Below are 24784 nucleotides of genomic sequence, written 5' to 3'. Positions count from 1 at the left end.
GCGGATTCCCGCTCGATCCGGCTTCAGGCCAACGATTCCGCGGGTACACCGAGCACCTCCGCGATGGCGTCCTTGCGCACGGCCCCCTCGCGCAGCACCACCGGTTCGGTGCCGGTGAGGTCCACGATGCTGGACGCGACGGGCTCGCCGCTCGACCCGCCGTCGAGGTACACCGCGACCGAGTCGCCGAGCTGTTCCTGCGCTTCCTGCGCGGTGCTGGCCGGCGGCCGGCCGGAGACGTTCGCGCTCGAGACGGCCATCGGGCCGACGTCGCGCAGCAGTTCCAGGGCCACCGGGTGCAGCGGCATCCGCAGCATGACGGTGCCGCGGGCGTCGCCGAGGTTCCACTGCAGACTCGGCGCGTGCGGGAGCACGATGGACAGATCGCCCGGCCAGAAGGCTTCGATGAGCGCACGCGCCTGCGGGGGCACGCCGAGCACCAGGCCGTCCACAGTGGACCAGGACCCGACGAGCACGCCGACCGGCATGTCCGGGCCGCGGTTCTTCGCGCGCAGCAGGGCTTGCACGGCGCCCGCGTCGAAGGCGTCGGCACCGATGCCGTAGACCGTGTCGGTCGGCAGGACGACCAGCCTGCTCGACCGCACCGCGCCCGCGGCCGCCGCCAGTCCGTCGGCCCGGGACTCCCGCTTGCTGCAGTCGTAGACCACGCTCATGGTGGCCAAGAGTAGTCCGGCGGCCGGAGGGGGCGTTCGCCGCGTCACACCCGGCGGCCCCGCCCGGCCCGGCCGCCTTGGGGGCGCCCCTCGTCTTCCACGCTACCGGCGAGCACCGACAGTTTCCGGCGCTCCCGGGCCGCGTGGCCGGAGTTGTCCACAACGCCCGGCCCAACGACGTGAATGAGTCATTCACGTCACCAGGCGACAGGGTTCCGGCAAAGTCGGATCGGCGCGGCCGGTCCGGCGGCCGGTGACGTCATGAACGGGTCGTTCATCTCGCCGGATGCGATGAATGAGTCGTTGATGACCGTCGAAGCTCGGCATTCTGTCGAAGCGGCTCTTCTGCCTGGCGTTTCGCGGGCGGTGGTGCTGGACGGAGCATCGCCCCGGCCGACTTTGCTGGAGCCCTGGCGTCAGGTGACTGGAATGGGTCATGGCGTTTGGGGTGGGGCTTGGGGACGTGCATTCGGGTCGCGTGAGGTGGGGCGGGGGCAGCTGTCCTGTCAAAGCCCTTCCGGCACCCCGAAGCTGTCATGGTGACTACGCCCGGCAACACCGCGTCAAGGCGGGAAAGATGCCTTGACCCGGCGCTGCCGGCCGTGTTCTGGCTTCGGATCGGGGTGCGGGGGAGTCTGGGTCCTCGTCGGTGCCTGTTCTCGGGGGCCTCTCGCCTTTGGCGTCGGCCTTCGTGGCGAGGCGAGGCGCTGGGCAGTCGTTCAGGCGGCGGATGGCATGAACGAGTCGTTCACCTCGCCGGATGCGATGAACGAGTCGTTCACGACCACCGAAGCTCGGCGTCCCGCCGAAGCGCCTCTTCGGCCCGGCGTTCCGCGGGCGGTGGTGCCGGCGGAGCATCGCCCCACCCGACTTTGCCGGGACCCCGTCATCGGAGGAGGTGAATGAGTCATTCACACGTCGTCCCGGCTGGGCCGCTCGCCGGCGCGCGGCAGGCCCCGGCTGCGCGCCGGGCTGACCACCGGCCAGACTTTCGTCGTGGGGCAAGCGGGTAAACCTCGCCGCGAGGCAGAACCACGACAGCGGGGCTCAATACGGTCGATCTTCGGGAACCACCACCCCCGTGGGTTCCCAGTGAAGGAGCCGCAGATGCGCCCCAGAACCCCGAAAGCGCTCGCCCTGCTCGCCGCGGTCACCGTCCTCACCGGGCTCGGCGCCGGCACCGCCGCCGCCGAGCCGCTCACCCGTGGCTGGCCCGCCCCGATCGACGCCGCGCACTGGGAGAACCAGGACCACATGACCTGGTCCGACTACCGCAAGGTGCCCGGCACGAACTGGGCCGATCCGTCCCTGAAGCCGACCCAGCGCACGTTCAAGGGCGCCGTCGTCCTCGCCGACTACCCGGACCAGGACTTCGTCGTCACGAAGCCGGCGAACTCGACGATCTTCGGCAACCCCGGCCCCGCCGCCGCGAACATCCCGCGGGCCGGCGTCGCGCAGTACTACCAGGACTTCCTCAACAAGCCCGAAGCGCTCAACAACGGGCACACGATCAACGAGTACTGGATGGAGGACTCCGGCGGCCGCTTCGGCGTGCAGCTGACCGCGTTCGGGCCGTACCGGATGCCCGGGAAGTCCTACGAGTACGGCATGGAGTTCCAGCCGAGCGCGTGCCCGCCCGGCGCGAACTGCAGCCGCGACATCCGCAAGGACGCCGGTGACGCATGGCGCGCCGACGTCGGCGACACCGCGAGCCAGTTCGACTTCGTCTTCTACCTCTCCGCCGGCCAGGACGAGAGCTCGACCTGGCAGGAGTTCGGCGAGATGAAGTTCGGCGCCAAGGAGAACGTGCCGGACGCGTTCGGCCCGCCGAACCACGACCTGCCCAACTACGCGGCGACGCGGTACGTGCCGTGGACGTCGTGGGCGTCGGCCGCCAGCATCTGGCCCAACGCCCAGAACGGCAGCTCGGTGCAGGCCGAGAGCTCGGGCCAGTCGACCTACGCCCACGAGTTCAGCCACATCCTGGGCATCGGCGACAACTACAACAACCCGTTCGGCATCCCGCCGTGGCGCGACTACTCCGGGGCCTGGGAAATGCTGTCGCGCGGCACGTTCAACGGCCCGGGCGGCCCGCACACCCGCTGGCAGATCCCGGCGACGCAGGGCAGCTCGATGGGTGCCCAGCACATGCTGCGCAACAAGATGAAGCTCGGCATCGTCGACCCCGCCGACGTCCTGCAGCTCGACCGGAACCAGCTGGCCGCCTCCGGCCCGGTGTCGGCCCGTGTCACCGCCCGGGAGGCGGAGGCGCAGCCCGGCGCGTTCACCGGGCTGAACATCAAGCTGACCGGCGGCGACAAGAGCCCGAAGTGCGACAAGGCGACGGACCCGTTCTGCGACGGCGGCGGCTACGACAACTACACGGTCGAGGTCGTCGACCGGATGGGTGCCGACTCCTTCGCCCCGGACTCCGGGGTGCTGATCGCGAAGACGAAGAACAAGGACAACGCGCCGTTCGAGTGGGTGATCGACGCGAACCCGCAGGACATCGGCATCACGGACTACACGAAGGCCGACGGCACGCCGGTCAAGATCACCATCGGTGACTACCGCCAGCTCAACGACGCGCTGTTCAAGGCGGGCACGGAGGCGGCGAGCCCGTACGAGTACACGGACGCGGCGAACCGCCTGCGGTTCCTGATCACGGACCTGGCCCGCGACCGCCACGGCGTGTTGTCGTACACGGTGACGGTGGCGTCCCTGGACGGCTCGGGCAGCCAGGCCCGAGGGGCGGCGGTCACCCCGGCACTGCCGGCGTTCGCCCGCGGCGGCCTGGCGACGTGCGACTTCGGCCTGCTCAACACGGGCTCGGCGCGCGGCGCGCAGGCACCGTACGACACGGACACGTACCGGCTGAGCGCGTCGACGGACGCGCGCGGCTGGGAGGTCCGCTTGCCGAACGAGCTGGCGACGGCGAAGTTCGGCGGGCACGTGAAGGTGCCGGCGTACGCGAAGCGGTCGTCCGGCGGAGACCTGGCGGCCAGGGTGAAGCTGATGGCGACCTCGGTGAGCGACCCGTCCAAGACGGCGACGGCGAGCTGCACGGCGTTCGGCTTCTAGCGATCGGCTCGGAGGGGCCCGCCCGGCGTGGGCCCCTCCGACGGCCCCGCGGTCCACAGCCCGGCCGAGATGTGGACAAGCCGTCGCGATCGCGGTCGTTTCCGGCTTTCCGTCGAAGGGCCCGCGCCGGTCCGGACGGCCCCTCCGACGAGCCCGACCGGAGCCGGCCCCGGGAGCACGGTCACCGATGGGTCCACGCCGAGCGGGCTTGGCCCCCCGCCGCGGCTCCGCGCACGTCTTGAATGACTCATTCAGGTCCTCCGACGACCTGAATGAGTCATTCAAGACATCGAAGGCCGCCCGGCGTGCTCAACCCGTGTTGTGGACAACTCCGGCCGCCCTCGCGCAAGAGCGCCCGAAACTGTCGGTGCTCCCCGGTAGCGTGGAAGACGGGGGGCGCCCCCGCGGGCGGCCGCTCAGCCCAGCCGGCGGGCCGTGACGAACCGGGCCCGGCCCGTCAGGTCCGCGTGGTCCTCGACCCCCGTCAGCACCCGCCGGGCCCGGACCAACGCCGGGACCGCCGATCCGTGCGTGTCGTCGTGCTCGATCGCCAGCCCGCCGCCGGGCCGCAGCAGCCTGGCGCCCGCCGCGATCGCGTGGCGGATCACCGCCAGCCCGCTCTCCTCCGCGAACACCGCGCGCGGCGGGTCGTGCTCCGCGACCTCCGGCGGCACCGGTGTGCCTTCCGGGACGTACGGCGGGTTGCACAGCACCAGGTCGACCAGGCCGTCCAGCTCGGCGAACATCGTCGGGTCGCCGATGTCACCCGAATACAGCCGGATCGGGGTGTTGCCCGCGTCCGCGTGGACGTCCGCGTTGTGCCGCGCCCACGCCAGCGCCTGCGGGTCGACGTCCACCGCGTACACCACCGCGTCCGGCCGGGCGTGCGCCACCGCCAGCGCCAGCGCGCCCGAGCCCGTGCACAGGTCCACCACCACCGGGAACTCGCGCCCCTGCAGGAACTTCACGCCCCACTCGAGCAGCAGTTCCGTCTCCGGGCGCGGCACGAACACCCCCGCGCCGACCGCGACCGTGATCTCCCCCAGCGCCGCCCAGCCCGTCAGGTACTGCAGCGGGATCCGCTTCGCGCGCTGCTGGACGAGCTGGCCGATGGCCTCGATGACCGGCGGATCGACCAGCGGCACCATCGGCAGCCGCCCGCGGTCGACACCCAGCACGTGCGCCGCGATCACCTCGGCGTCGAACCGCGGGGACTCGACGCCCGCCCGTTCGAGAATCCGGGTGGCCTCGATGATGGCCAGGCGCAGCGGCTGCCGATTCACTCGTCGTCCTTCACCTCGTCAAGCCTGGCACACCAGGCGGAACTCCCCCGTCAGGACACGCGCCGGTCCCGCGCCCCTCAGCGTATCGAGGCCCCGTCTCCGGTCAGGTACCCCGCCAGCGTCGTCCGCCGCCGCTGCAGCGCGCCGATCCGGTCGTCCATCGCAGTCAGCTCGCGGTGCAGCAGTCCGGCCAGTTCCGGGCACAGGTCCAGGTGTGCCTCCTCGCCCCGCGCGCACTGCAGCGCCGAGGCGATGACCCCGGTGTTCAGCCCCGCCGCCAGCAGCCGGCGGATCTGCCGCACGCGGACGACGGCGTCCTCGTCGTAGGTCCGGTACCCGTTGCCGTCGCGCGAGGGCGTCAGCAGGCCCTGCTCCTCGTAGTAGCGCAGCAGTCGCGTGCTGACGCCGGTGCGCGACGCGAGCTCTCCGATCCGCACGTAACCCCCTGAAGCTTGACCTTCACACCGATGTGAAGACCTAACGTCGCCGGCATGACCGGACATTTCCTCGAGGTCGTCCTGCCCAACGAGCAGCCGGACCTCGACCCCGCACGCCCCGCCGAGCTGGCCCGCCTGGCCGAGGACCTCGGCTACCACGCCGCCTGGCTGCCCGACCACCTCATCCCGCCCGGCGCGTACGGCGAGGTGTTCGGCGGCGTCTACGAGCCGCTCGTCACCCTCGCGCACGTCGCCGCCCGCACGGACCACATCCGGCTCGGGACGTCGGTGCTGATTGTGCCGCTGCGGGAGCCGTTCGCCCTGGCCAAGCAGGTCGCGACGCTCGACCGGCTGTCCGGGCACCGGTTCGACCTCGGGATCGGCACCGGCTGGAACGAGCCCGAGTTCGCCGAGGTCGGCGCGGACTTCGGCGCCCGCGGCAAGCGGACCGACACGACCCTCGACCTGCTCGCCGAGCTGTTCCGCACCGGCCGCGGACCCGGCGGCGGGTACTTCGAGCCGCGGCCGGCCGGGCCGGTGCCGATCACCGTCGGCGGCAACTCGGCCGTCGCGCTGCGCCGGGTCGCGCGGATCGGCTCGGGCTGGATGAGCGCCGGGCTGTCCCCCGCCGAATTCGGCGAGCGCGCCGAAAAGCTCACGGGCATGACAAACGGCCGCGAAACACGGCTGACCGCCAGAATGGAATGGAACGGGGACGATCTCGGGGCCGCCGTCGCGCGATTCCGGGCGTATATCCTGGCCGGGGCGGACGCGGTGGCCGTCCACTTCGGCCCGGCCGAGGACTACGGACAGCGGATGACCGTGTTCGCCGAGGGCGTCGCCGATCTTTAGGATGCCCGAGACGCCGACCCCCGGGAGCGCCAGTGCCGACCGAGCCGACCACGCGCCGCCGGGTCGCGTTCATCTTCCCCATCTACAACGAGGAAGCGAACATCGACCTGCTGCACCGCACGGTCGACGAAGTGACCGCGCCGCTGGCCGGGCGGTACGACTTCAGCTTCATCTACGTCGACGACGGCAGCCGCGACGCGTCCCTGGACCGGCTCACCGAGCTGGGCGCGCGCGACCCCCGCGTCACGGTGGTCGAGCTGTCGCGCAACTTCGGCCACCAGATGGCCGTCACCGCCGGGCTCGACCTGGTGGACGCCGACGCCACGATCATCATGGACAGCGACCTGCAGGACCCGCCGCGGGTGGCCCTCGAGCTGCTCGAGAAGTGGGAAGAGGGCTACGAGGTCGTCTACGCGCAGCGCCGGTCGCGCCGCGATTCGCCGTTCAAGCGGTTCACCGCGAGCGCGTTCTACTGGTTCCTGCAGAAGATGGCCGCGGTCGAGATCCCGAAGAACACCGGCGACTTCCGGCTGGTCGACCGCAAGGTCGTCGACGAGCTGCGCAAGTACCGCGAACGCGACCGGTTCCTGCGCGGCCTGGTCAGCTACGTCGGGTTCCGGCAGACGGCGGTGCTGTTCGACCGCGACCAGCGCAACGCAGGCGTCACCGGCTACCCGCTGACGAAGATGCTCCGCTTCGCCGCCGACGGCATCCTCGGCTTCTCGACGACGCCGCTGCGGATGATCACACGGATGGGGTACCTGATCTCGCTGCTGAGCTTCCTCGGCGTGCTCTACGTCGTCGGGGTGAAGCTGTTCGCGCCGGAGACCGCGGTGCCCGGCTGGGCGTTCATCACCATCGCGATGTTCTTCCTCGGCGGCATCCAGATCATCATGCTCGGCGTGCTCGGCAGCTACATCGGCCGCACGTATTCACAGGTCCAGAACCGGCCGTTGTATACAGTGGCGACAGTGCGCACCGGCGCCGGCGACCGGAGCGCCGCCCGATGAGGCTCGTCACGGCCACGCAGGTGCGCTTCGGGATCGTCGGCATCGGCAACACCCTCGTCGACGCACTCGGCTACGCGCTGCTGGCGACGCTCGGCGTGCCGACGTTCGTCGCCAACTTCATTTCGACGACGGCCGGGATGCTGCTGTCGTTCACGCTGAACCGGAACTTCACGTTCCGCGCGAAGGACGGCGACATCCGGAAACAGGCGCTGCTGTTCTTCGGCGTGACGGCGTTCGGGCTCTGGGTGGTGCAGTTCGGCGTCATCACGCTGGTCAGCCGCCTGTTCCCGGGCATCAACCTGCTGATTCCGAAGGGCGCGGCGATCGTCGTCGGCCTCTTCTGGAACTACCTGCTCTACCACTACGTGGTGTTCCGGCACCGGCCCGTTTCGCCCGTTCCCGGTGCAGCACCCGCCGACTCTGCGTGATCTCGTACCCTCTTCGGAGTGCGATTCCGTGAACTGCGCTTCGGCTTGGGCGTCTTCGTCCTTTCCCTGGGCGTCCTGCTGGTCCGGTTCCTGGTGCCGCGGCCGGTCGGGATGGCCGACAACGGCGACGGCTGGCGCCTGCTGTGCGACCTCGGCGGCCGGCACCCGGAGCTGAGCTCCGAGTTCTACGTGCACTTCAGCTACGGGCCGGGTTCGGCCTGCAAGAGCGACTACATCTCGAGCCAGGCGTGGCTCGACTGGTTCGCGAGCAAGCTCGGCAAGGTGCTCGGCTCGTCGGCGGAGCTCAACCTGCTGGTGCTGGGCGCGATCACGTGCGTGCTGGTCGCGGTGGGCGTCGCGGCGACGGTGCTCGCCCTCGACCTGAGCCGCCGCAACCGCGTCATCGCGGCGGTGCTCCTGCTGCTCGTGATGGCCGACTCGGCGTTCTTCGGCTACTTCGCGTCGGTGCTGAGCGAAGGCGCCGGGTTCGTCGGGATGCTGCTGATGGCCGGCGGCCTGCTGCTGATGAGCCGCACGGGCGCGGCCCGGTACTGGGGCGCGGCGCTGACCGTGGTGGGCGCGCTGATCGGCATCAACGCGAAGTCGCAGACGCTGCTGCTGATCCCGCTGTTCGTGCTCGCGCTGGCGCTGCTGAAGCCGCTCGGCAAGCGCGGCTGGTCGCGGTGGCTGCTGCCGCTGGGCGTGCTGGTGGTCGTCGGCGCGGGAACGGCGGCGGTGCAGTCCCACGGCGATCCGGCCAACGCCGAATACCGCGAAGCGAACATGTACCACGTGGTGTTCGACAGCATCGTCGACGGCAAGCACGACACGGACGCCGACCTGGCCGCACTGGGCCTGCCGCCGAGCGCGAAGAAGTTCATCGGCACGGGCTGGTGGGCGGCGCACCCGTGGACGGACGCGGACTACAACGGCTTCCGCGACAAGATCAGCCGCCGCAACGTGCTGAGCTACTACGCGGGCCACCCGCAGCGCACGCTGCAGATCCTCCAGCAGGGAGCGGTCGACACGCTGACGGCGCGCCCGTCCCGGCTGGGAAGCTTCGCGGAGTCGTCCGGGCTGCCGAAGATGGCGCAGGAGTACCGGGTGCCGGTGTTCTCCGGGCTGTCGAAGCTCGCGGCGCCGCTGGGGCTGTTCGTGCTGGTCCCGTTCTGGCTGCTGATCGGCTGGGCGGGCGTGCGCGCGTTCCGCCGGCACCGGCGCGAGTACGGGATCGTGGTGTTCTTCCTGCTGCTGTTCGCGGTGGGGCAGTTCGGGCTGTCCGCGCTCGGCGAGGGCGTCGAGGGCGTGAAGCACCAGCTGCTGACGCTGTTCCCGACGTTCCTGGCGTTCGTGTTCGCGGTCCTCAGCCTGTTCCCGAAGCCGGCGCGGCCCGACCCTGAACCCGAAGAGGTCCCGGACGTGGATCAGCCGACCGAGATCTTCGACGCCTTCCGCGAGCCGGAGAAGCCCGCCGTCCGCTGAGGCGGCGGGCCCGGCCTCGTCAGCCGGCGGAGGCGGCCAGCCGCTCTTCGCGGTCCGCCGTCGCCAGGGCGTCCAGCACGCCGTCCAGGTCGCCGTCCAGGACCTGGTCCAGGTTGTACGCCTTGTAGTTCACCCGGTGGTCCGAGATGCGGTTCTCCGGGAAGTTGTACGTCCGGATCCGCTCCGACCGGTCGACCGTGCGGACCTGGGACTTGCGCGCGTCCGACGCCTTCGCCGCCGCTTCTTCCTCGGCGATCGCCTGGAGCCGGGCCTGGAGCACCTGCAGCGCCCGCGCGCGGTTCTGGATCTGGGACTTCTCGTTCTGGCACGACACCACGATGCCCGTCGGCAGGTGCGTGATCCGGACCGCCGAGTCGGTCGTGTTGACGCTCTGGCCGCCCGGGCCCGACGAGCGGAACACGTCGATGCGCAGGTCGTTCGGGTCGATCTCGACCTCGACCTCCTCCGGCTCCGGGTAGATGAGCACCCCGGACGCCGACGTGTGGATCCGGCCCTGGGACTCCGTCGCCGGCACGCGCTGGACGCGGTGCACGCCGCCCTCGAACTTCAGCCGCGACCAGACGCCGTCGACGACCGCCGACTTCGTCTTGATCGACAGCGTGACGTCCTTGAAGCCGCCCAGGTCGGAGTCGACCGAGTCGAGGACTTCGGCCTTCCAGCCGTGGCGCTCGGCGTAGCGCAGGTACATCCGCAGCAGGTCACCGGCGAACAGGGCCGACTCCTCGCCGCCCTCGCCGGACTTGATCTCCATCACGACGTCGGAGCCGTCGTACGGGTCGCGTGGCAGCAGCAGCTCGGTGAGCTTCGACTCCAGCTCGGGGATCTTCGCGGCCAGCTCCTCGGCCTCCGCGGCGAACTCCGCGTCCTCCGCGGCCATCTCCCGGGCGGCCGAGAGGTCGTCACGGGCGGTGTCGAGTTCGTGGACCGCGCGGACGACCGGCGTCAGCTCGGCGTAGCGGCGGCCGAGCTTGCGGGCGCGCGCCTGGTCGGCGTGCACCGCCGGGTCCGCCAGCTGGGTCTCCAGCTCCGCGTGCTCGGCGAGCAGCCCCTTGAGCGAGCTCGAATCCACCTCTGCCACCTCTCAGCCCAGGAAGAACAAGACAAAAAACGACGCCCACCCGCGCAGGCGGATGGGCGTCGTCGGAAAAGCTACTTGGCGTCGGCCTTCTTCTGGCGCTTGCCGTAGCGAGCCTCGAAGCGCGCGACCCGGCCACCGGTGTCCATGATCTTCTGCTTGCCCGTGTAGAACGGGTGGCAGTTCGAGCAGATCTCGACGTGGATGTTGCCGCTGGTCTTGGTGCTGCGCGTGGTGAAGCTGTTGCCGCAGTCGCAGTTCACGTTCGTGACCACGTACTCGGGGTGAATGCCGCTCTTCATGGTGTCCTCTCTCGTTGGCTCCGGGTCCCCAGTCGTTCCGCGGGGTGAACCGGCGCCGGACTTCAGCGGGTGATTCTGCCAGACGGGCTGACGCTCACTGGAACGCACCCCGCTGACCTGGTATTCCGAACGTGCCGGAGGCCTCCCCGCGGCGAAGCGGGGAGGCCTCCGAGGAGCACGTTCAGTCGTCCTCGCCGCCGCCGAGGGCGGTCTTCGAGACCTGCATCAGGAACTCGACGTTGGTCTTCGTCTTCCGCAGGCGCGAGATCAGCAGGTCGATGGCCTGCTGCGAGTCGAGCGCGTGCAGCACCCGGCTCAGCTTCACCGTGACCGCGAGCTCGTCCGGCGAGAGCAGCAGCTCGTCCTTGCGGGTACCGGACGGGTTGACGTCGACCGCCGGGAACACGCGGCGCTCGGCGATCTTCCGGTCGAGCTTGAGCTCGGCGTTGCCGGTGCCCTTGAACTCCTCGAAGATGACCGTGTCCATCGTCGAGCCGGTCTCGACCATCGCCGTGGCGAAGATGGTCAGCGAGCCGCCGTTCTCGATGTTGCGCGCCGCGCCGAGGAACCGCTTCGGCGGGTACAGCGCGGTCGAGTCGACACCACCGGACAGGATCCGGCCGGACGCCGGGGCCGCCAGGTTGTACGCGCGGCCGAGCCGGGTGATCGAGTCGAGCAGCACGACGACGTCGTGGCCCATCTCGACCAGGCGCTTGGCCCGCTCGATCGACAGCTCCGCGACCGACGTGTGGTCGGACGGCGGCCGGTCGAAGGTCGAGGCGATGACCTCGCCCTTCACCGAACGCTGCATGTCGGTGACCTCTTCCGGACGCTCGTCGACCAGGACGACCATCAGGTGGCACTCGGGGTTGTTCGTGGAGATCGCGTTCGCGATGTCCTGCATGATCGTGGTCTTACCGGCCTTCGGCGGCGACACGATCAGGGCGCGCTGCCCCTTGCCGACCGGCATGATCAGGTCGATCACGCGGGTGGTGAGCTTGTGCGACTCGGTCTCCAGGCGCAGCCGCTCGTTCGGGTACAGCGGGGTCAGCTTGGTGAAGTCGGGACGGCGCTTGGCCTCGTCCGGCTCCAGGCCGTTGATCGAGTCGACGCGCACCAGCGGGTTGAACTTCTGCCGCTGCTGCTCGCCCTCGCGCGGCTGGCGCACGACGCCGGTGATGGCGTCACCGCGGCGCAGGCCGTACTTGCGGACCAGCGACAGCGAGACGTACACGTCGTTCGGGCCGGCGAGGTAGCCGGAAGTCCGCACGAACGCGTAGTTGTCGAGCACGTCCAGGATGCCCGCGACGGGCAGCAGGACGTCGTCCTCGCGGATCTCGGTGTCCGGCGAACCGCCGTCGCGCTGGCCGCCACCGCTGCCCCGGCGGCGACGGTCGCGGAAGCGACGGCCGCGACGGCCGCCTTCCTCGTCGTCGTCCGGCTGCTGGTTGCGGTTGTCCTGGCCGCCGCGGTTGCCGCCGTCCTGCTGCTGGTTGCGCTGGCGGTCACCGCGGTTGCCGTCCTGGCGGTTGCCGTCCCGGCCGCCGCCCTGGCGCTGCTGGTCGCGGTTGCCGCCCTGCTGGCGGTCGCCGCCGCCCTGGCGGTCACCCTGCTGACGGTCGCCGCCCTGCTGGCGGTCGCCGTCGGGCGAGCCGGCGGCGCGGTTCGAGCCGCGGCGACGGCGGCTGCGGCCGCCCTCCTCGGGCTGGCCGTCCTGGCCGTCCTGCCTGTCCTGCTGCGGGCGCTCGGCCTGCGGCGGGGCGTCGGCCGGGGCGGACGCGGCGGCCTCGGCCTTCGGCTCCGGCTTGCTCTCGACCGGGGCGGCGGGCGCCTCGGCCTTGGGCTCGGCCTTCGGGGCCGAGGCCTTGACCGGCTCGCCGACGCCCTCGAGGGGCAGGGTCTCGGCGGTCGCGCGCTTGCGGGACTTGCCCTGGCGCTCGCGGATCGCGGCGATCAAGTCGCCCTTGCGCATGCCCGTCGTCTCGCCGACGCCGAGCTCCCCAGCCAGCGAACGCAGTTCGGCGACGGTCTTACCGGTCAGCCCGCCGACCGTCCGCTTGGGAGCGGGGGCGGTGCCGTTCGTCTCGGCCGTGCCGCTCACGTCGCTCAAAAGATCGGTGTTGCTCACACATGTCCTTCCTGACCGATCCACGCCTCCAGGTGGATCAGCGGACTGCCGCTCGCTTCTGATCGCGAACCGGCGTATCTGCCCCCCGATACGCGAGATGAGCTCTTCGGCCGTGCGGAACACAGCTGGAGCGCCTCCACCACAGGGGTTTGCGTCCTCCAAACGGAGGACACGGAATTCGGCACCGCCGAAACCGGAAACCCGCCTGCGTTCATCCGCGTTACCCCGCTCGCCAGGCGGTGCGGATTCGGCGGATCAACGAAGGATGCGATCCCAGAGGACCGGCATCGGGTGCGGAAACGCACGGTGATCGAACGCCCCCGAGGGTAGACCGCGGCGGTTCCGGGTGCAACAACCACCCCCCGCGTGGCGGGCGTGTGACCCGGCCTTCACCGAGCCGCAACCTGCACACCCGTGAGATCCACGGGCAGCTCGGAGACGTCGAACCCCTCAACGTCGACCCCCGGCGGCAGTATTCCCGTGGTGGTCAGCGCCAGCACCGTCGGACCCGCGCCGGACACCGCGGCGGCCACTCCGCGTGCACGCAGCGTCGCCACCAGCTCGCCGCTCGCCGGGTACGCCGGGGCGCGGTAGTGCTGGTGCAGGCGGTCTTCGGTGGCCGCGAGCAGCAGCTCCGGCTTCGCCGTCAACGCGTGCACGGCGAGCGCGGCGCGGCCCGCGTTGTGCGCGGCGTCGGCGTGCGGGACGGTCGCCGGCAGCAGGCCGCGCGTGGTCGCGGTGGCCGAGCGGACGGCCGGGACGGCCACGACCGGCCGGATCGATGCGTGCGGCGCGAGGCGCTCGGCGTGGAATTCGCCGGCTTCGCACCAGGCCAGGACGAACCCGCCGAACAGGCTCGCCGCGGCGTTGTCGGCGTGGCCCTCGAAGCCGGCGGCCAGCTGCAACGCGCCGAAGGCGTCGAGCTCGCGGCCCGCGAGCGCGTACCCGGCGGCGACGCCGGACACCACCGCGGCGGCCGACGAGCCGAGGCCGCGCGCGTGCGGGATCGCGTTGTGGCAGCGCAGGTGCAGGCCCGGCGGCTCGACGCCGAGGTGCGCGCAGGTCTCGCGGATCGCGCGCACGACCAGGTGGGTCTCGTCGGTCGGGACGTCCTCGACCCCGCCCGCGCCGGCGTCGACCACCTCGACCTTGAGGCCGGCGTCGGTGGCCTGCACCTCGACGACGTCGTAGAGGCCCAGTGCCATGCCGAACGCGTCGAAGCCCGGCCCGAGGTTCGCGGTCGAGGCCGGGACCGTGACCGTGAACGCGCCGGTCACCGCAGGTCCAGCGCCGCCGCGACCGCCGAGGGGTCCACCGCGAGGGGTTCGACCTCGACGTTGCCCGCCAGCGCCGTCTGCGGGTCCTTCAGGCCGTGCCCGGTGACCGTGCAGACCACGCGGGAGCCCTTCGGCAGCCGGCCGTCGGCGGCGGTGGCCAGCAGGCCGGCCACGCTGGTGGCCGACGCCGGCTCCACGAACACGCCCTCGCGCCCCGCCAGCAGCCGGTACGCCTCGAGGATCTTTTCGTCCGTCACGGCTTCGAAGAGGCCGTTCGACGCGTCCTTGGCCTTCACCGCGGCCGTCCACGAGGCCGGGCTGCCGATCCGGATCGCGGTCGCGACCGTCTCCGGGTCCGCCACCGGCTCGCCGTGCACCAGCGGGGCCGCGCCGGCCGCCTGGAAGCCGAACATCCGCGGCGTGTTCTTCACCACACCGTCGGCCGCGTACTCCGAATACCCCGCCCAGTAGGCGGTGATGTTGCCCGCGTTGCCGACCGGCAGGCAGTGGATGTCCGGCGCCGTGCCGAGCACGTCGCAGATCTCGAACGCGGCGGTCTTCTGGCCGGCGATGCGCACCGGGTTGACCGAGTTGACCAGCGTGACCGGGTAGTCGGCCGCGGTCTTGCGGGCCAGTTCGAGGCAGTCGTCGAAGTTGCCGTCGACCTGCAGGATCCGCGCGCCGTGCAGGACGGCCTGGGCGAGCTTGCCCATCGCGATCTTGCCCTGGGGCACCAGCACCGCGCAGGTGAGGCCGGCGCGCGCGGCGTAGGCGGCGGCCGAGGCGGACGTGTTGCCGGTCGACGCGCAGATCACCGCCTTGAGCCCGCTGGCGAGCGCGTGCGTGATGGCCACGGTCATCCCGCGGTCCTTGAACGAGCCGGTCGGGTTGGCGCCCTCGACCTTGAGGTGCACCTCGCAGCCGGTCAGCTCGGACAGGTGCCGCGCGGGCAGCAGCGGCGTGTTGCCTTCGCCGAGCGTGACGACCTGCGCGCCGTCGGGAACCGGAACGCGGTCGCGGTAGGCCTCGATGAGACCGGGCCAGGGGTGCTTGATCACTGGTCTTCGCCTTCCACCCGCATCACGCTGACAACTTCGTGGACGACGTCGAGCTTCGCGATTTCGTCCACAGTGGACTGCAGCGCGGCGTCCGGTGCCTGGTGGGTCACGACGACCAGGCTCGCGCGGTCGCCGACGTCGCTCTGCCGCACGGCCGCGATGCTCACCCCGTGCCCGGCGAACGCCTGCGCCACCTGGGCGAGCACGCCGGCGCGGTCGGCCACGGAAAGGCTTACGTGGTACCGGGTCGGCGTCTGGCCCATCGGCCGCACCGGCAGCGCCGCGTGCGCGGACTCGCGCGGGCCGCGGCCGCCGGCCACGAGGTTGCGGGCCACCGCGACGAGGTCGCCGAGCACCGCGCTCGCGGTCGGCGCGCCACCCGCACCCTGGCCGTAGAACATCAGCTCGCCGGCGGCGTCGGCCTCGACGTAGACGGCGTTGAACGCGCCGCCGACCCCGGCCAGCTGGTGGCTGCGCGGGATCATCACCGGGTGCACGCGGGCGGAGACCGACTCGACGCCGTCGTCGTCGGTCACGCGCTCGCAGATCGCCAGCAGCTTGACCGTGCGACCGAGCATCCGGGCCGCGCCGAGATCGGCGGCGGTGACGTCGGCGATGCCTTCGCGGTGGACGTCCGAAGCGGTCACGCGGGTGTGGAACGCCAGCGACGCGAGGATCGCGGCCTTCGACGCGGCGTCGTAGCCGTCGACGTCGGCGGTCGGGTCCGCCTCGGCGTACCCGAGGCGGCTGGCTTCGTCGAGCGTCTCGGCGTAGCCGGCGCCGGTCGAGTCCATCGCGGACAGGATGTAGTTCGTGGTGCCGTTGACGATGCCCATCACGCGCGTGATCCGGTCGCCCGCGAGGGATTCGCGCAGCGGGCGCAGCAGCGGGATGGCGCCGGCGACGGCGGCCTCGAAGTAGAGGTCGGCGCCGGCGGCGTCGGCCGCCTCGAACAGGTCGGCGGAGTGCTCGGCCAGCAGGGCCTTGTTCGCCGTGACGACGGACTTCCCGGCCTTCAGCGCGGCGAGCAGCCAGCCGCGCACCGGCTCGATGCCGCCGACCAGCTCGACGACGACGTCGACGTCGTCGCTGGTCACCAGCTTCTCCGCGTCGGCGGTCAGCAGCTCCGGCGGCAGCTCGGGGTGCTTGTCCGGGCGGCGGACGGCGATGCCGGCCAGCTCGACCGGCGTGCCCGCCCGCGCGGCGAGCTCGTCGGCCTGCTCGGTGAGCAGCCGGGCGACTTGACCGCCGACGGTCCCGCAGCCGAGCAGGGCAACGCGCACGGCCCGGCGTTCCTCTGGGGCAGCCACTGTGTTCAGACCTCCAGGCGCAGCATGTCGTCGGTCGTCTCGCGCCGCAGCAGCAGCCGGGAGCCGCCGTTGCGCACGGCGACCACGGCCGGGCGGGGCTGCCGGTTGTACGTGCTCGCCATCGAGTAGCAGTAGGCACCGGTCGCCGCGACCGCCAGCAGGTCGCCGGGAGCCAGCGTGTCGGGCAGCCAGCAGTCTCGTACGACGATGTCGCCGGACTCACAGTGTTTTCCCACCACCCGGGACAGTACGGCCCGCACGGGCCGGCCGGCGTCTTCCGCGGAGCGGGAAACCAGCCGGACGTCGTACACGGCGTCGTAGAGCGCGGTCCGGATGTTGTCGCTCATCCCGCCGTCGACGCTGACGTACCGCCGCGCCGACTCGTCGCCGAGCGAGACGTCCTTGATGGTGCCGACCTCGTAGAGCGTGATCGTGCCGGGACCGGCGATGGCGCGGCCCGGCTCGCCGGCGATCCGCGGCACCGGCAGGCCCGCGTACGCGCACTCCTTGCGGACGATCTCGCGGATCTGCGTGATCATCTGCGCGGGTGGCGGCGGGTTGTCCTTCTCGGTGTAGGCGATGCCGAAGCCACCGCCGAGGTCGACCAGGCTCAGCTGGTCGAGCAGCTCGGGGCCGTGCTCCTTGGCCAGGTCGGCGAGCAGCCCGACGACGCGGCGGGCGGCGACCTCGAAGCCGTCGGCGTCGAAGATCTGCGAACCGATGTGGCTGTGCAGGCCGACGAGCTTGAGCGACCGCGCGTTGAGCACCCGGCGGACCGCCTCGGCGGCGTCCCCGCTGGCCAGGGAGAACCCGAACTTCTGGTCCTCGTGGGCGGTCGCGATGAACTCGTGGGTGTGCGCCTCGACGCCGACGGTGACCCGGATGAGCACCGGCTGCACGACGTCGTGGCGCGCGGCGATGTCGCCCAGCCGGGCGATCTCGAAGTACGAGTCGAGCACGATCGTGCCCACGCCGGCGACGACCGCGGCCTCGAGCTCCGCGGGCGACTTGTTGTTGCCGTGGAAGGTGATCCGCTCCGCCGGGAAGTTCGCGCGCTGCGCCACGGCGAGCTCGCCGCCGCTGCAGACGTCGAGGCTCAGCCCCTGCTCGGCCACCCAGCGGGCGATCTCGATGGAGAGGAAGGCCTTGGACGCGTAGTGCACGAGCGACGGGTCGTCGAAGGCCTCGGCGTAGTCCGCGCAGCGGGACTTGAAGTCGGCTTCGTCGACGACGAACAGCGGCGTGCCGTGCTGCTCGGCGAGCTCGCGGACGTCGACCCCGGCGATCCGGACGACGCCGTCGCCGGCACGGAAGGTGTTGCGGGGCCACACCTTCGCGGGGAGCTTGTCGAGTTCCTCGGCCCCCGACGGCTGGAGCCCGGAGGTGTCGGCGTGGGGGTAGACGTCGGCGTGCCTGGGGCCCGCGGGGTGCGCCATTTCTTACATCCGTTCCGGAGCGGAGACACCGAGGAGCGCGAGGCCGTTCGCCAGCACCTGGCGGGCGGCTTCGCAGAGCGCGAGCCGGGCGTGCGTCAGAGGGGTCGCCTCTTCGTCGCCCATGGGCAGCACGCGGCCCACGGTGTAGAACTTGTGGTAGGCGCCCGCGAGTTCTTCGAGGTAGCGCGCGATCCGGTGCGGCTCCCGCATTTCGGCGGCGCGGCGCACGGTTTCCGGGAACTCGCCGATGGTGCGGATCAGGTCGCCCTCGGCGGGCAGCGTGAGCAGTCCGAAGTCGACGTCCGAAGTGGACTTGAGTCCCAAATCGGCCGCGTTGCGCTGCAGGGACGCCAGCCGCGCGTGCGCGTACTGGACGTAGTAGACGGGGTTGTCGTTGGAGTGCTTGCGCAGCAGGTCCAGATCGACGTCCAAAGTGGAGTCCACGGAGTAGCGGATCAGCTCGTAGCGGGCCGGGTCGACGCCGACCGCCTCGACGAGGTCCTCCATGGTGATCACGGTGCCCGCGCGCTTGGACATCCGCACCGGCTTGCCGTCGCTGACCAGGTTGACCATCTGGCCGATCAGCACCTCGACCGTCGCCGGGTCGTCGCCGAACGCGGCGGCCGCGGCCTTGAGGCGCGCGATGTAGCCGTGGTGGTCCGCGCCGAGCATGTAGATGCAGAGGTCGAAGCCGCGGTTGCGCTTGTCCTTGAAGTAGGCCAGGTCGCCGGCGATGTAGGCCGGGTTGCCGTCCTGCTTGATGACGACGCGGTCCTTGTCGTCGCCGTACTCCTTGGACTTCAGCCACCAGGCGCCGTCTTCGAAGTAGAGGTTCCCGGAGTCCTTGAGCTCCTGGACGGCGGCGTCGACCGCGCCCGACTCGTGCAGCGAGTTCTCGTGGAAGTAGACGTCGAAGTCGGTGCCGAACTCGTGCAGGCTCTGCTTGATCTCGCCGAACATGAGGTTGATGCCGATCCGGCGGAACGTCTCGTGGCGCTGCTCCTCCGGCAGCGACAGCGCGCTCGGCTCCTGCTTGAGGACGTTGGCGGCGATGTCGTTGATGTAGCCGCCCGCGTAGCCGTCCTCCGGCGCCGGCTCGCCCTTCGCGGCGGCGATCAGGGACCGGACGAACCGGTCGATCTGGGCGCCGGCGTCGTTGAAGTAGTACTCGCGCGTGACGTCGCCGCCCTGCGCGGCCAGCACGCGGCCGAGCGCGTCGCCGACCGCGGCCCAGCGGGTGCCGCCGAGGTGGATCGGGCCGGTCGGGTTCGCCGAGACGAACTCGAGGTTGATCTTGGTGCCGGCCAGCGCGTCCCCGCGGCCGAACGCGGCGCCGGCGTCGAGCACCTGGCGCACGATGTCGCCCTGCGCGGCCGCGGCGAGCCGGAAGTTGAGGAAGCCGGGGCCCGCCACCTCGGCCGAGGCGACGCCGTCGTCCGCCGAGACCGCCTCGGCCAGCGCCTCGGCGAAGTCGCGCGGCTTCAGCCCGGCCTTCTTGGCCACCTGGAGGGCGATGTTCGTCGCGTAATCGCCGTGTTCGGGGTTGCGCGGGCGTTCGATGGTCACCTGCTCCGGCAGCACGGTGTCGTCGATGCCGCGTGCAGTCAGTACCTGCACGGCGGAGCTGCGGACCAGGTCGGCGAGAGCGGCGGGAGTCACTCGTCGAATTCTAGGTGTGCCCAGGTGGGGCGCTCGCATCGGTCTCGGCGACGTCACGGCGGGTGGGTGTGTGAGGCGTTAACGGTGATCAGACGCACGGTCTCTACACTGGCCCGGGCGGGAATCCGTCCGCAGCCACCAGAGGGAGAACGCGGGAGCCATGGCGAACCGGACAACTAAGAAAAAGGGGTCGGCCGTGAAGGCGGCCCGCGGTTCCGTCGTGAGCAAGAAGGGCACGCCGTGGGGCACGATCATCGCCGTCGTGGCCATCGTGGCCCTGCTCGGCGCCGTGATCACCTACTACATGGTGAAGTCCGCGCCGAAGCGTGAGCAGGCCGACCGCGAGGCCGCCGCCGCGTCGTTCGCGCCGAGCGCGCAGGACCCGGACCCGTCGAAGCGCATCCCGGGCGTCGTGACCGCGACCTACACCGGCAGCGTGCACGTCCTCCCGACCGAGCGCGTGGCCTACGACAAGACCCCGCCGTTCGGCGGCCCGCACGACCAGACGTGGGCCACCTGCACCGGCATCGTCTACCCGACCGCCGTCCGCACCGAGAACATGGTGCACGCGCTCGAGCACGGCGCCGTCTGGATCGCCTACAACCCGCAGCAGGTCACCGGCGAGGCGCTCAACCTGCTGAGCGTCCGCGCCAAGGACAAGCCGTTCACGATGATGTCGCCGTACCCGGGCCTGGACAAGCCGATCTCGCTGCAGTCGTGGGGCCACCAGCTGAAGCTGGACGACGCCAACGACGCGCGCATCGACGAGTTCATCGCCGCGCTGCGGAGCAACCCGAACGGCGTCTACCCCGAGGTCGGCGCGTCCTGCGACGCCGTCCCCGGCCAGTTCGACCCGGACAACCCGCCGCCGTTCGACGCGTCGAAGCCGGGCCCGGACGCCAAGCCGATGGACTACAAGGGCAGCACGGCCGCGCAGGGTGAGGGCGGCATGCCCGCTTCCTCCGCGCCGGCGTCCGCGCCCGCGTCGTCCGCCCCGGCTTCGGCGACCCCGACCAAGTGATGGCCGAAGCCGACCTCGACACCGACTTCGACACGGAAGAGGTCACCGAGCAGCCGACGTGGTCGCGCTGGGTGATCATCGGCGGGACGCTGCTGGCGGTCCTGCTGATCGGTGCGACGGCGGGAATGTTCCTGACCCGCACCGTCGACGACTCCGGAACGGCGGCCACCCCGGCCGCCGGTTCGGTCGAGGTCGGCTTCGCCCAGGACATGTCGACGCACCACCTCCAGGCGGTGACGATGGCGGGCATCGCCCGCGACCGCACGACCGACCCGGAGATCAAGCAGCTGTCGTTCGACATCGAGCGCACGCAGCTCGAGCAGGTCGGCCGCATGAAGGGCTGGCTCATGCTGTGGGACCAGCCCGAGCAGGCGATCGGCGCGCCGATGAAGTGGATGACGGAACCGATGACGGGCCACGACGGCATGTCGATGGGCACGTCCTCGGTCAACCCGTCGGGCGGCGCGCTGATGCCGGGCATGGCGACGGACACGGACCTGAAGAAGCTGCGCTCACTGTCGGGCCGCGAGTTCGACGTCTACTTCCTGCAGCTGATGCTCCGCCACCACGAGGGCGGAACGTCGATGGCCCAGTACGCGGCGGCGCACTCGACGTTGCCGGCGTTGAAGGCGCTGGTGAACAGCATCCTGGCTTCGCAGGGCGCCGAGATGGACCAGATCAAGCTGATGCTTTCGGGCCGGGGCGCCCAGCCGCTCCCGGCGTAGCTACCAGGACAGCTCCTGGCACCGGCGCGCGCACTGCGGCGCCTCCACCTGCAGCGTCGCGTGCTCGATCGCGTAGCGCGAAGACAGCAGGTTCTGCGCCTCCGTCAGCACGTCGGACTGCTTCGCGGGCGGCGCCAGCGTCAGGTGCGCCGAAGCCACCTCCATGCCCGAAGTCAGCGTCCAGACGTGCAGGTCGTGCACGTCCGCGACGCCCGGCAGCGCGGCCAGCTCGGCGTTGATCGCGCCGACGTCGACGCCCTGGGGCGCGTGCTGGAAGAGGATGCGCAGCGCTCGCCGGGCCAGCGTCCACGTGCGCGGCAGCACGAACAGCCCGATCGCGACGCCGATGATCGGGTCGGCGTAGCGCCAGCCCGTCAGCAGCGTCAGCGCGCCGCTGACCAGCACGCCGACCGAGCCGATCAGGTCGGCCAGCACCTCGAGGTACGCGCCGCGGACGTTGAGACTCTCCTTGGCCCCCGACCGCAGGACGGCGAAGGAGACGATGTTGGCGGCGAGGCCGGCCGTCGCGGCCAACAGCACGGGCAGGCCGGGCACCGCGGGCGGGTCGCCGATCCGGCCGACGGCCTCGACCAGGACGTACCCCGCGACGCCGAACAGCAGGACCGCGTTGGCCAGCGCGGCCAGGACCTCCGCGCGGTAGAGCCCGAAGGTGCGGCTGACCGTGGGGCCGGTGCGCCGCGCGAGGACGATCGCGGTCAGCGCCATGCCGACCCCGAGGACGTCGGTGAACATGTGCGCGGCGTCGGAGATCAGGGCCAGCGAGCCGGTCGTGAAGCCGACGACGAACTCCAGCACCATGAAGCCGGCGCCGACGCAGAGGGCGATGGCCAGGCTCCGCACGTACCGGCCCGAGGCGCTCGCCGGCGCGCTCGTGTGCCCGTGTCCGTGGCCGTGTCCCATTCCGCCTCCGATCTTCACCGTCGAGGCCAAACATATAGTCGGATGCGCATATGTGCAATAGAGGGCACCCTAAGTTCACCCACCCGAAAGCTACTACCCGGAACAGCGCTCACCTATCCACCAGCCGGGGTTTCCCAGCGACCGGACCCGTCACGCTTCGACGTCGACGATCCGCCGCAGCAGGTCGCGCAGCCGCACGCGGTCGTCCGGACCCAGCGCCGCGAGTGGTTCGGCCGCGAAGCCCAGCGAGCGCCGGAAGTCGCGCGCCAGCAGGGCTCCCGCGGGCGTGGCCACGATGTTCTTGACCCGCCGGTCGCGCTCGCCGGGCCGCCGCTCGACCAGGCCGCGCGCTTCGAGCCGGTCGATGATCCCCGTCACGTTCGAGCGCTCCGACTTCAGCTGCTCGGCGATCCGGTGCATCGGCAGCGGCTCCTTCAACGCCGCGAGCACCTTGGCCTGCACGGTCGTCAGCCCCTGCGCGGCGGCCGCGGACTCGTACGAGCCGACGAACCGGTCGACGATCCGCGCGAGCAGGGCCACGACGTCGTCGGTGATCGGGTCAGAGCTCATCGTCCGAGCGTAGTAGTTGACTGCATGAACCATCAATGCCTATAGTCATTTAGTTCACTCCATTAACCATCATCCACCTGAAGCACATCGAGGTTCCCAGATGAGCACCGACCGCGTCGCCCTGATCACCGGCACGTCCACCGGCATCGGCCTCGCCACCGCCGTCCGGGCCGCCCGCGCGGGCTTCCGGACCGTCGCCACCCTGCGCGATCCCGCCCGCGCGGACCGCCTGCGCGAAGCCGGCGTCGACCTGGACATCCGCCCCCTGGACGTGACCGATCCCGCTTCGGTCCGCGCGGCGGTCGAGGGCGTCCTCGCCGATTACGGCCGGCTCGACGTGCTGGTCAACAACGCCGGCGCGGGCCACATCGGCACGCTCGAGCAGGAACCGGTCTCCGCGGTGCGCGAGACCATGGAGGTCAACTTCTTCGGAGTCGTCGAGACGACGAAGGCCGCGCTGCCGGCGTTGCGCGCGAGCGGCGGCCGCGTGATCACGGTGACCAGCATCGGCGGCGCGGTCGGCCAGCCGTTCAACGAGGCCTACTGCGCGGCGAAGTTCGCCGTCGAGGGCTTGATGGAGTCCCTCGCGCCGGTCGCGGCGGCCCAGGGCGTCACGGTGTGCGTCGTCGAGCCGGGCGCGGTCGCGACGGAGTTCGTGAACAACATCGGCGTCGACGAGCGGCTGTTCGCCGACGCCGGCCCCTACGCGGAGTCGCTGCGGAAGTACATCGCGAACGTCACGAACTCGTTCGAGGGCGCCCAGACGGCCGACGAGGTCGCCGAGGTCATCCTGGGCGCGATGACGGCCGAGTCGCCCGCGTTCCGCATCCAGACGTCGAAGCAGGCCGAGGAGTTCACCGGGCTCAAGTTCGCCGACCGCGACGGCTCGGCCGTCCAGCGCCTGACGACCGGCTGGCTCGCCTAGCGCACCAGCCGGAAGAAGCCGCGGACCTGCTCGACGAACAGCTCGGGCTGCTCCAGCGCGGCGAAGTGCCCGCCGACGGGCAGTTCCTCGAACCACCGCAGGTCGGTGTAGCGCTGCTCGGCCTGCCGCCGCGACGGCCGCACGATCTCGCGCGGGAACACCGAAACCCCGGCCGGCACGTCCACAGTGGACAGGTCCCGGTCGTTGTTCTCCCAGTACATCCGCGCCGACGAAGCCGCCGTCGCGGTGAACCAGTAGACGGAGATGTCGTCGAGGATCTTCTGCCGGTCGACGGCGTCCTCCGGGTGCCCCTTGTTGTCGGTCCAGGCCCAGAACTTCTCGGCGATCCAGGCGGCCTGCCCGGCGGGCGAGTCGGTGAGTCCGTAGCCGAGCGTCTGCGGCCGCGTGCCCTGCTGCGCGGAGTAGCCGCTCCCGCTCCGCCGGAACTCCTCGAGGTCGGCGAGCGCCCGGCGCTCTTCGGGCGTCGGATCGTCCAGGGTCATGCGCACGGGCGCGAAGTTGACGTGCACCCCGGCCACCCGCCCGGACCGCGCGAGGGCGTTGGTGATGGCAGCGCCCCAGTCGCCGCCCTGGGCGCCGTAGCGGTCATAGCCGAGTTCCTGCATGAGCAGGTCGAAGAGCTCGGCGACCCGCGCGATCTTCAAAGCGGGCTTGTCACTCCACCCGAACCCGGGCAGCGACGGAGCGACGACGTGGAAGGCGTCGCGGGGGTCACCGCCGTACTTGGCGGGGTCGCTGAGCGGCCCGAAGACGTCGAGGAACTCGGTGACGGAACCAGGCCAGCCATGGGTGAGCACGAGCGGCAAGGCATCAGCCTCAGGCGACCGCAGGTGCACGAAGTGCAGGCCGACGCCGTCGACATCGGCCCGGAACTGCGGGAAGGCGTTGAGCCGGCCGGCGAACCCGAAGTCGTACTCTTCGGCCCAATCCCGGCAGAGTTCACGCACGTAGTCGAGGGGAACGCCCTGAGACCAGTCCCCGACGGTCTCGGCCTCGGGCCACCGAGTCCGCCGAAGCCGCTCCCGCAGATCGGCAACATCGGCCTCATCGAGAGACACCTGGAACGGCTTGACCATCTCGGCTCCTTC

22 protein-coding genes are annotated in these 24784 nt (G+C 71.1%); 8 read left to right on the top strand and 14 right to left on the bottom strand.

The genetic code is table 11. From position 1 onward, the window contains the following. Positions 1 to 23 precede the first annotated feature (23 nt). Positions 24 to 674 (bottom strand): L-threonylcarbamoyladenylate synthase, encoded by a 651-nt coding sequence (locus ACERZO_RS09245; RefSeq protein ID WP_372664115.1) that lies wholly within the window; start codon positions 672 to 674, stop codon positions 24 to 26. A 1107-nt stretch (positions 675 to 1781) separates the two neighbouring features. On the opposite strand from ACERZO_RS09245, the gene ACERZO_RS09240 reads away from it, so the two are divergent. Beyond that, a complete protein-coding gene (locus ACERZO_RS09240; RefSeq protein WP_372664114.1) occupies positions 1782 to 3755 on the top strand; it encodes a M6 family metalloprotease domain-containing protein in 1974 nt (657 codons plus the stop codon). A 416-nt stretch (positions 3756 to 4171) separates the two neighbouring features. Here the strand turns inward: ACERZO_RS09240 and prmC are convergent, their stop codons facing one another. Continuing rightward, positions 4172 to 5038 (bottom strand): peptide chain release factor N(5)-glutamine methyltransferase, encoded by an 867-nt coding sequence (prmC, locus tag ACERZO_RS09235; protein WP_372664113.1) that lies wholly within the window; start codon positions 5036 to 5038, stop codon positions 4172 to 4174. Between the two features lie 77 nt (positions 5039 to 5115). Further along, the gene (locus tag ACERZO_RS09230; RefSeq protein WP_372664112.1) at positions 5116 to 5475 is read right to left on the bottom strand and encodes a MerR family transcriptional regulator; all 360 of its coding nucleotides are present in this window, start codon (positions 5473 to 5475) and stop codon (positions 5116 to 5118) included. A 54-nt stretch (positions 5476 to 5529) separates the two neighbouring features. Between ACERZO_RS09230 and ACERZO_RS09225 the strand changes: the two genes are divergently transcribed. From ACERZO_RS09225 to wsfD, 4 genes are read left to right on the top strand one after another with little or no spacing between them, the layout of a single operon-like run. Continuing rightward, positions 5530 to 6327 (top strand): TIGR03619 family F420-dependent LLM class oxidoreductase, encoded by a 798-nt coding sequence (locus ACERZO_RS09225; protein WP_372664111.1) that lies wholly within the window; start codon positions 5530 to 5532, stop codon positions 6325 to 6327. A 32-nt stretch (positions 6328 to 6359) separates the two neighbouring features. Next, positions 6360 to 7337 (top strand): glycosyltransferase family 2 protein, encoded by a 978-nt coding sequence (locus ACERZO_RS09220; RefSeq protein WP_372664110.1) that lies wholly within the window; start codon positions 6360 to 6362, stop codon positions 7335 to 7337. Continuing rightward, positions 7334 to 7765, top strand: a complete 432-nt coding sequence (locus ACERZO_RS09215; protein WP_372664109.1) for a GtrA family protein — start codon at positions 7334 to 7336, stop codon at positions 7763 to 7765. The genes ACERZO_RS09220 and ACERZO_RS09215 overlap by 4 nt, the downstream gene beginning before the upstream one ends. A gap of 18 nt (positions 7766 to 7783) precedes the next feature. Next, positions 7784 to 9247, top strand: a complete 1464-nt coding sequence (wsfD, locus tag ACERZO_RS09210; protein WP_372664108.1) for a glycan biosynthesis hexose transferase WsfD — start codon at positions 7784 to 7786, stop codon at positions 9245 to 9247. Between the two features lie 19 nt (positions 9248 to 9266). On the opposite strand, the gene prfA is transcribed toward wsfD, so the two are convergent. From prfA to argS, 8 genes are all read right to left on the bottom strand, one after another. Continuing rightward, positions 9267 to 10337, bottom strand: coding sequence for a peptide chain release factor 1 (prfA, locus tag ACERZO_RS09205; protein ID WP_372664107.1), 1071 nt, complete (start codon positions 10335 to 10337; stop codon positions 9267 to 9269). An 80-nt stretch (positions 10338 to 10417) separates the two neighbouring features. Beyond that, a complete protein-coding gene (rpmE, locus tag ACERZO_RS09200) occupies positions 10418 to 10645 on the bottom strand; it encodes a 50S ribosomal protein L31 (RefSeq protein ID WP_003102730.1) in 228 nt (75 codons plus the stop codon). Between the two features lie 181 nt (positions 10646 to 10826). Next, entirely contained in the window at positions 10827 to 12773 is a 1947-nt protein-coding gene (gene rho / locus ACERZO_RS09195; RefSeq protein WP_372664106.1) for a transcription termination factor Rho, read from the bottom strand. Between the two features lie 389 nt (positions 12774 to 13162). Continuing rightward, on the bottom strand, positions 13163 to 14050 hold the full coding sequence (gene thrB, locus ACERZO_RS09190; RefSeq protein WP_372664105.1) for a homoserine kinase: 888 nt from the start codon (positions 14048 to 14050) through the stop codon (positions 13163 to 13165). Beyond that, entirely contained in the window at positions 14047 to 15108 is a 1062-nt protein-coding gene (thrC, locus tag ACERZO_RS09185) for a threonine synthase (protein ID WP_372664104.1), read from the bottom strand. The genes thrB and thrC overlap by 4 nt, the downstream gene beginning before the upstream one ends. Continuing rightward, positions 15105 to 16418, bottom strand: a complete 1314-nt coding sequence (locus tag ACERZO_RS09180; RefSeq protein WP_372664103.1) for a homoserine dehydrogenase — start codon at positions 16416 to 16418, stop codon at positions 15105 to 15107. Before ACERZO_RS09180 ends, thrC begins: the two co-directional genes overlap by 4 nt. A gap of 5 nt (positions 16419 to 16423) precedes the next feature. Beyond that, complete coding sequence (lysA, locus tag ACERZO_RS09175; RefSeq protein WP_372664102.1) at positions 16424 to 17854, bottom strand: diaminopimelate decarboxylase; 1431 nt, start codon at positions 17852 to 17854, stop codon at positions 16424 to 16426. A 3-nt stretch (positions 17855 to 17857) separates the two neighbouring features. Beyond that, complete coding sequence (gene argS / locus ACERZO_RS09170) at positions 17858 to 19513, bottom strand: arginine--tRNA ligase (RefSeq protein WP_372664101.1); 1656 nt, start codon at positions 19511 to 19513, stop codon at positions 17858 to 17860. Between the two features lie 196 nt (positions 19514 to 19709). Here argS and ACERZO_RS09165 point away from each other — a divergent pair, with 196 nt between their 5' ends. Beyond that, entirely contained in the window at positions 19710 to 20534 is an 825-nt protein-coding gene (locus ACERZO_RS09165) for a DUF3105 domain-containing protein (protein WP_372664100.1), read from the top strand. Then, complete coding sequence (locus ACERZO_RS09160) at positions 20534 to 21259, top strand: DUF305 domain-containing protein (RefSeq protein ID WP_372664099.1); 726 nt, start codon at positions 20534 to 20536, stop codon at positions 21257 to 21259. The genes ACERZO_RS09165 and ACERZO_RS09160 overlap by 1 nt, the downstream gene beginning before the upstream one ends. On the opposite strand, the gene ACERZO_RS09155 is transcribed toward ACERZO_RS09160, so the two are convergent. Beyond that, positions 21260 to 22180: a cation diffusion facilitator family transporter gene (locus ACERZO_RS09155; RefSeq protein WP_372664098.1), complete on the bottom strand. Its 921-nt coding sequence runs from the start codon at positions 22178 to 22180 to the stop codon at positions 21260 to 21262. A gap of 150 nt (positions 22181 to 22330) precedes the next feature. Next, positions 22331 to 22750 carry a MarR family winged helix-turn-helix transcriptional regulator gene (locus ACERZO_RS09150; RefSeq protein WP_372664097.1) on the bottom strand — a complete coding sequence of 140 codons (420 nt, stop codon included), beginning with the start codon at positions 22748 to 22750 and terminating at the stop codon, positions 22331 to 22333. A 100-nt stretch (positions 22751 to 22850) separates the two neighbouring features. Between ACERZO_RS09150 and ACERZO_RS09145 the strand changes: the two genes are divergently transcribed. After that, a complete protein-coding gene (locus tag ACERZO_RS09145) occupies positions 22851 to 23675 on the top strand; it encodes an SDR family oxidoreductase (protein ID WP_372664096.1) in 825 nt (274 codons plus the stop codon). Here ACERZO_RS09145 and ACERZO_RS09140 read toward each other — a convergent pair. Beyond that, on the bottom strand, positions 23672 to 24772 hold the full coding sequence (locus ACERZO_RS09140; protein ID WP_372664095.1) for an epoxide hydrolase family protein: 1101 nt from the start codon (positions 24770 to 24772) through the stop codon (positions 23672 to 23674). The two genes, ACERZO_RS09145 and ACERZO_RS09140, sit on opposite strands and share 4 nt — an antisense overlap. Positions 24773 to 24784 lie beyond the last annotated feature (12 nt).

It is taken from the genome of Amycolatopsis kentuckyensis (assembly GCF_041679295.1).
GTDB classification, from domain to species: Bacteria; Actinomycetota; Actinomycetes; order Mycobacteriales; family Pseudonocardiaceae; genus Amycolatopsis; species Amycolatopsis kentuckyensis_A.
Note: the sequence above shows the minus strand (reverse complement) of the source record. Positions and strands in the feature narration are given on the sequence as shown.

Excerpts from the sequence above, each read along its gene's own strand:
- ACERZO_RS09240 (WP_372664114.1), top strand. The coding sequence starts at position 1,782 with ATGCGCCCCAGAACCCCGAAAGCGCTCGCCCTGCTCGCCGCGGTCACC.
- ACERZO_RS09145 (WP_372664096.1), top strand. The coding sequence starts at position 22,851 with ATGAGCACCGACCGCGTCGCCCTGATCACCGGCACGTCCACCGGCATC.
- ACERZO_RS09245 (WP_372664115.1), bottom strand. The coding sequence starts at position 674 with ATGAGCGTGGTCTACGACTGCAGCAAGCGGGAGTCCCGGGCCGACGGA.
- rpmE (WP_003102730.1), bottom strand. The coding sequence starts at position 10,645 with ATGAAGAGCGGCATTCACCCCGAGTACGTGGTCACGAACGTGAACTGC.
- ACERZO_RS09140 (WP_372664095.1), bottom strand. The coding sequence starts at position 24,772 with ATGGTCAAGCCGTTCCAGGTGTCTCTCGATGAGGCCGATGTTGCCGAT.
- ACERZO_RS09160 (WP_372664099.1), top strand. The coding sequence starts at position 20,534 with ATGGCCGAAGCCGACCTCGACACCGACTTCGACACGGAAGAGGTCACC.
- lysA (WP_372664102.1), bottom strand. The coding sequence starts at position 17,854 with ATGGCGCACCCCGCGGGCCCCAGGCACGCCGACGTCTACCCCCACGCC.
- ACERZO_RS09155 (WP_372664098.1), bottom strand. The coding sequence starts at position 22,180 with ATGGGACACGGCCACGGACACGGGCACACGAGCGCGCCGGCGAGCGCC.
- ACERZO_RS09150 (WP_372664097.1), bottom strand. The coding sequence starts at position 22,750 with ATGAGCTCTGACCCGATCACCGACGACGTCGTGGCCCTGCTCGCGCGG.
- ACERZO_RS09215 (WP_372664109.1), top strand. The coding sequence starts at position 7,334 with ATGAGGCTCGTCACGGCCACGCAGGTGCGCTTCGGGATCGTCGGCATC.
- ACERZO_RS09225 (WP_372664111.1), top strand. The coding sequence starts at position 5,530 with ATGACCGGACATTTCCTCGAGGTCGTCCTGCCCAACGAGCAGCCGGAC.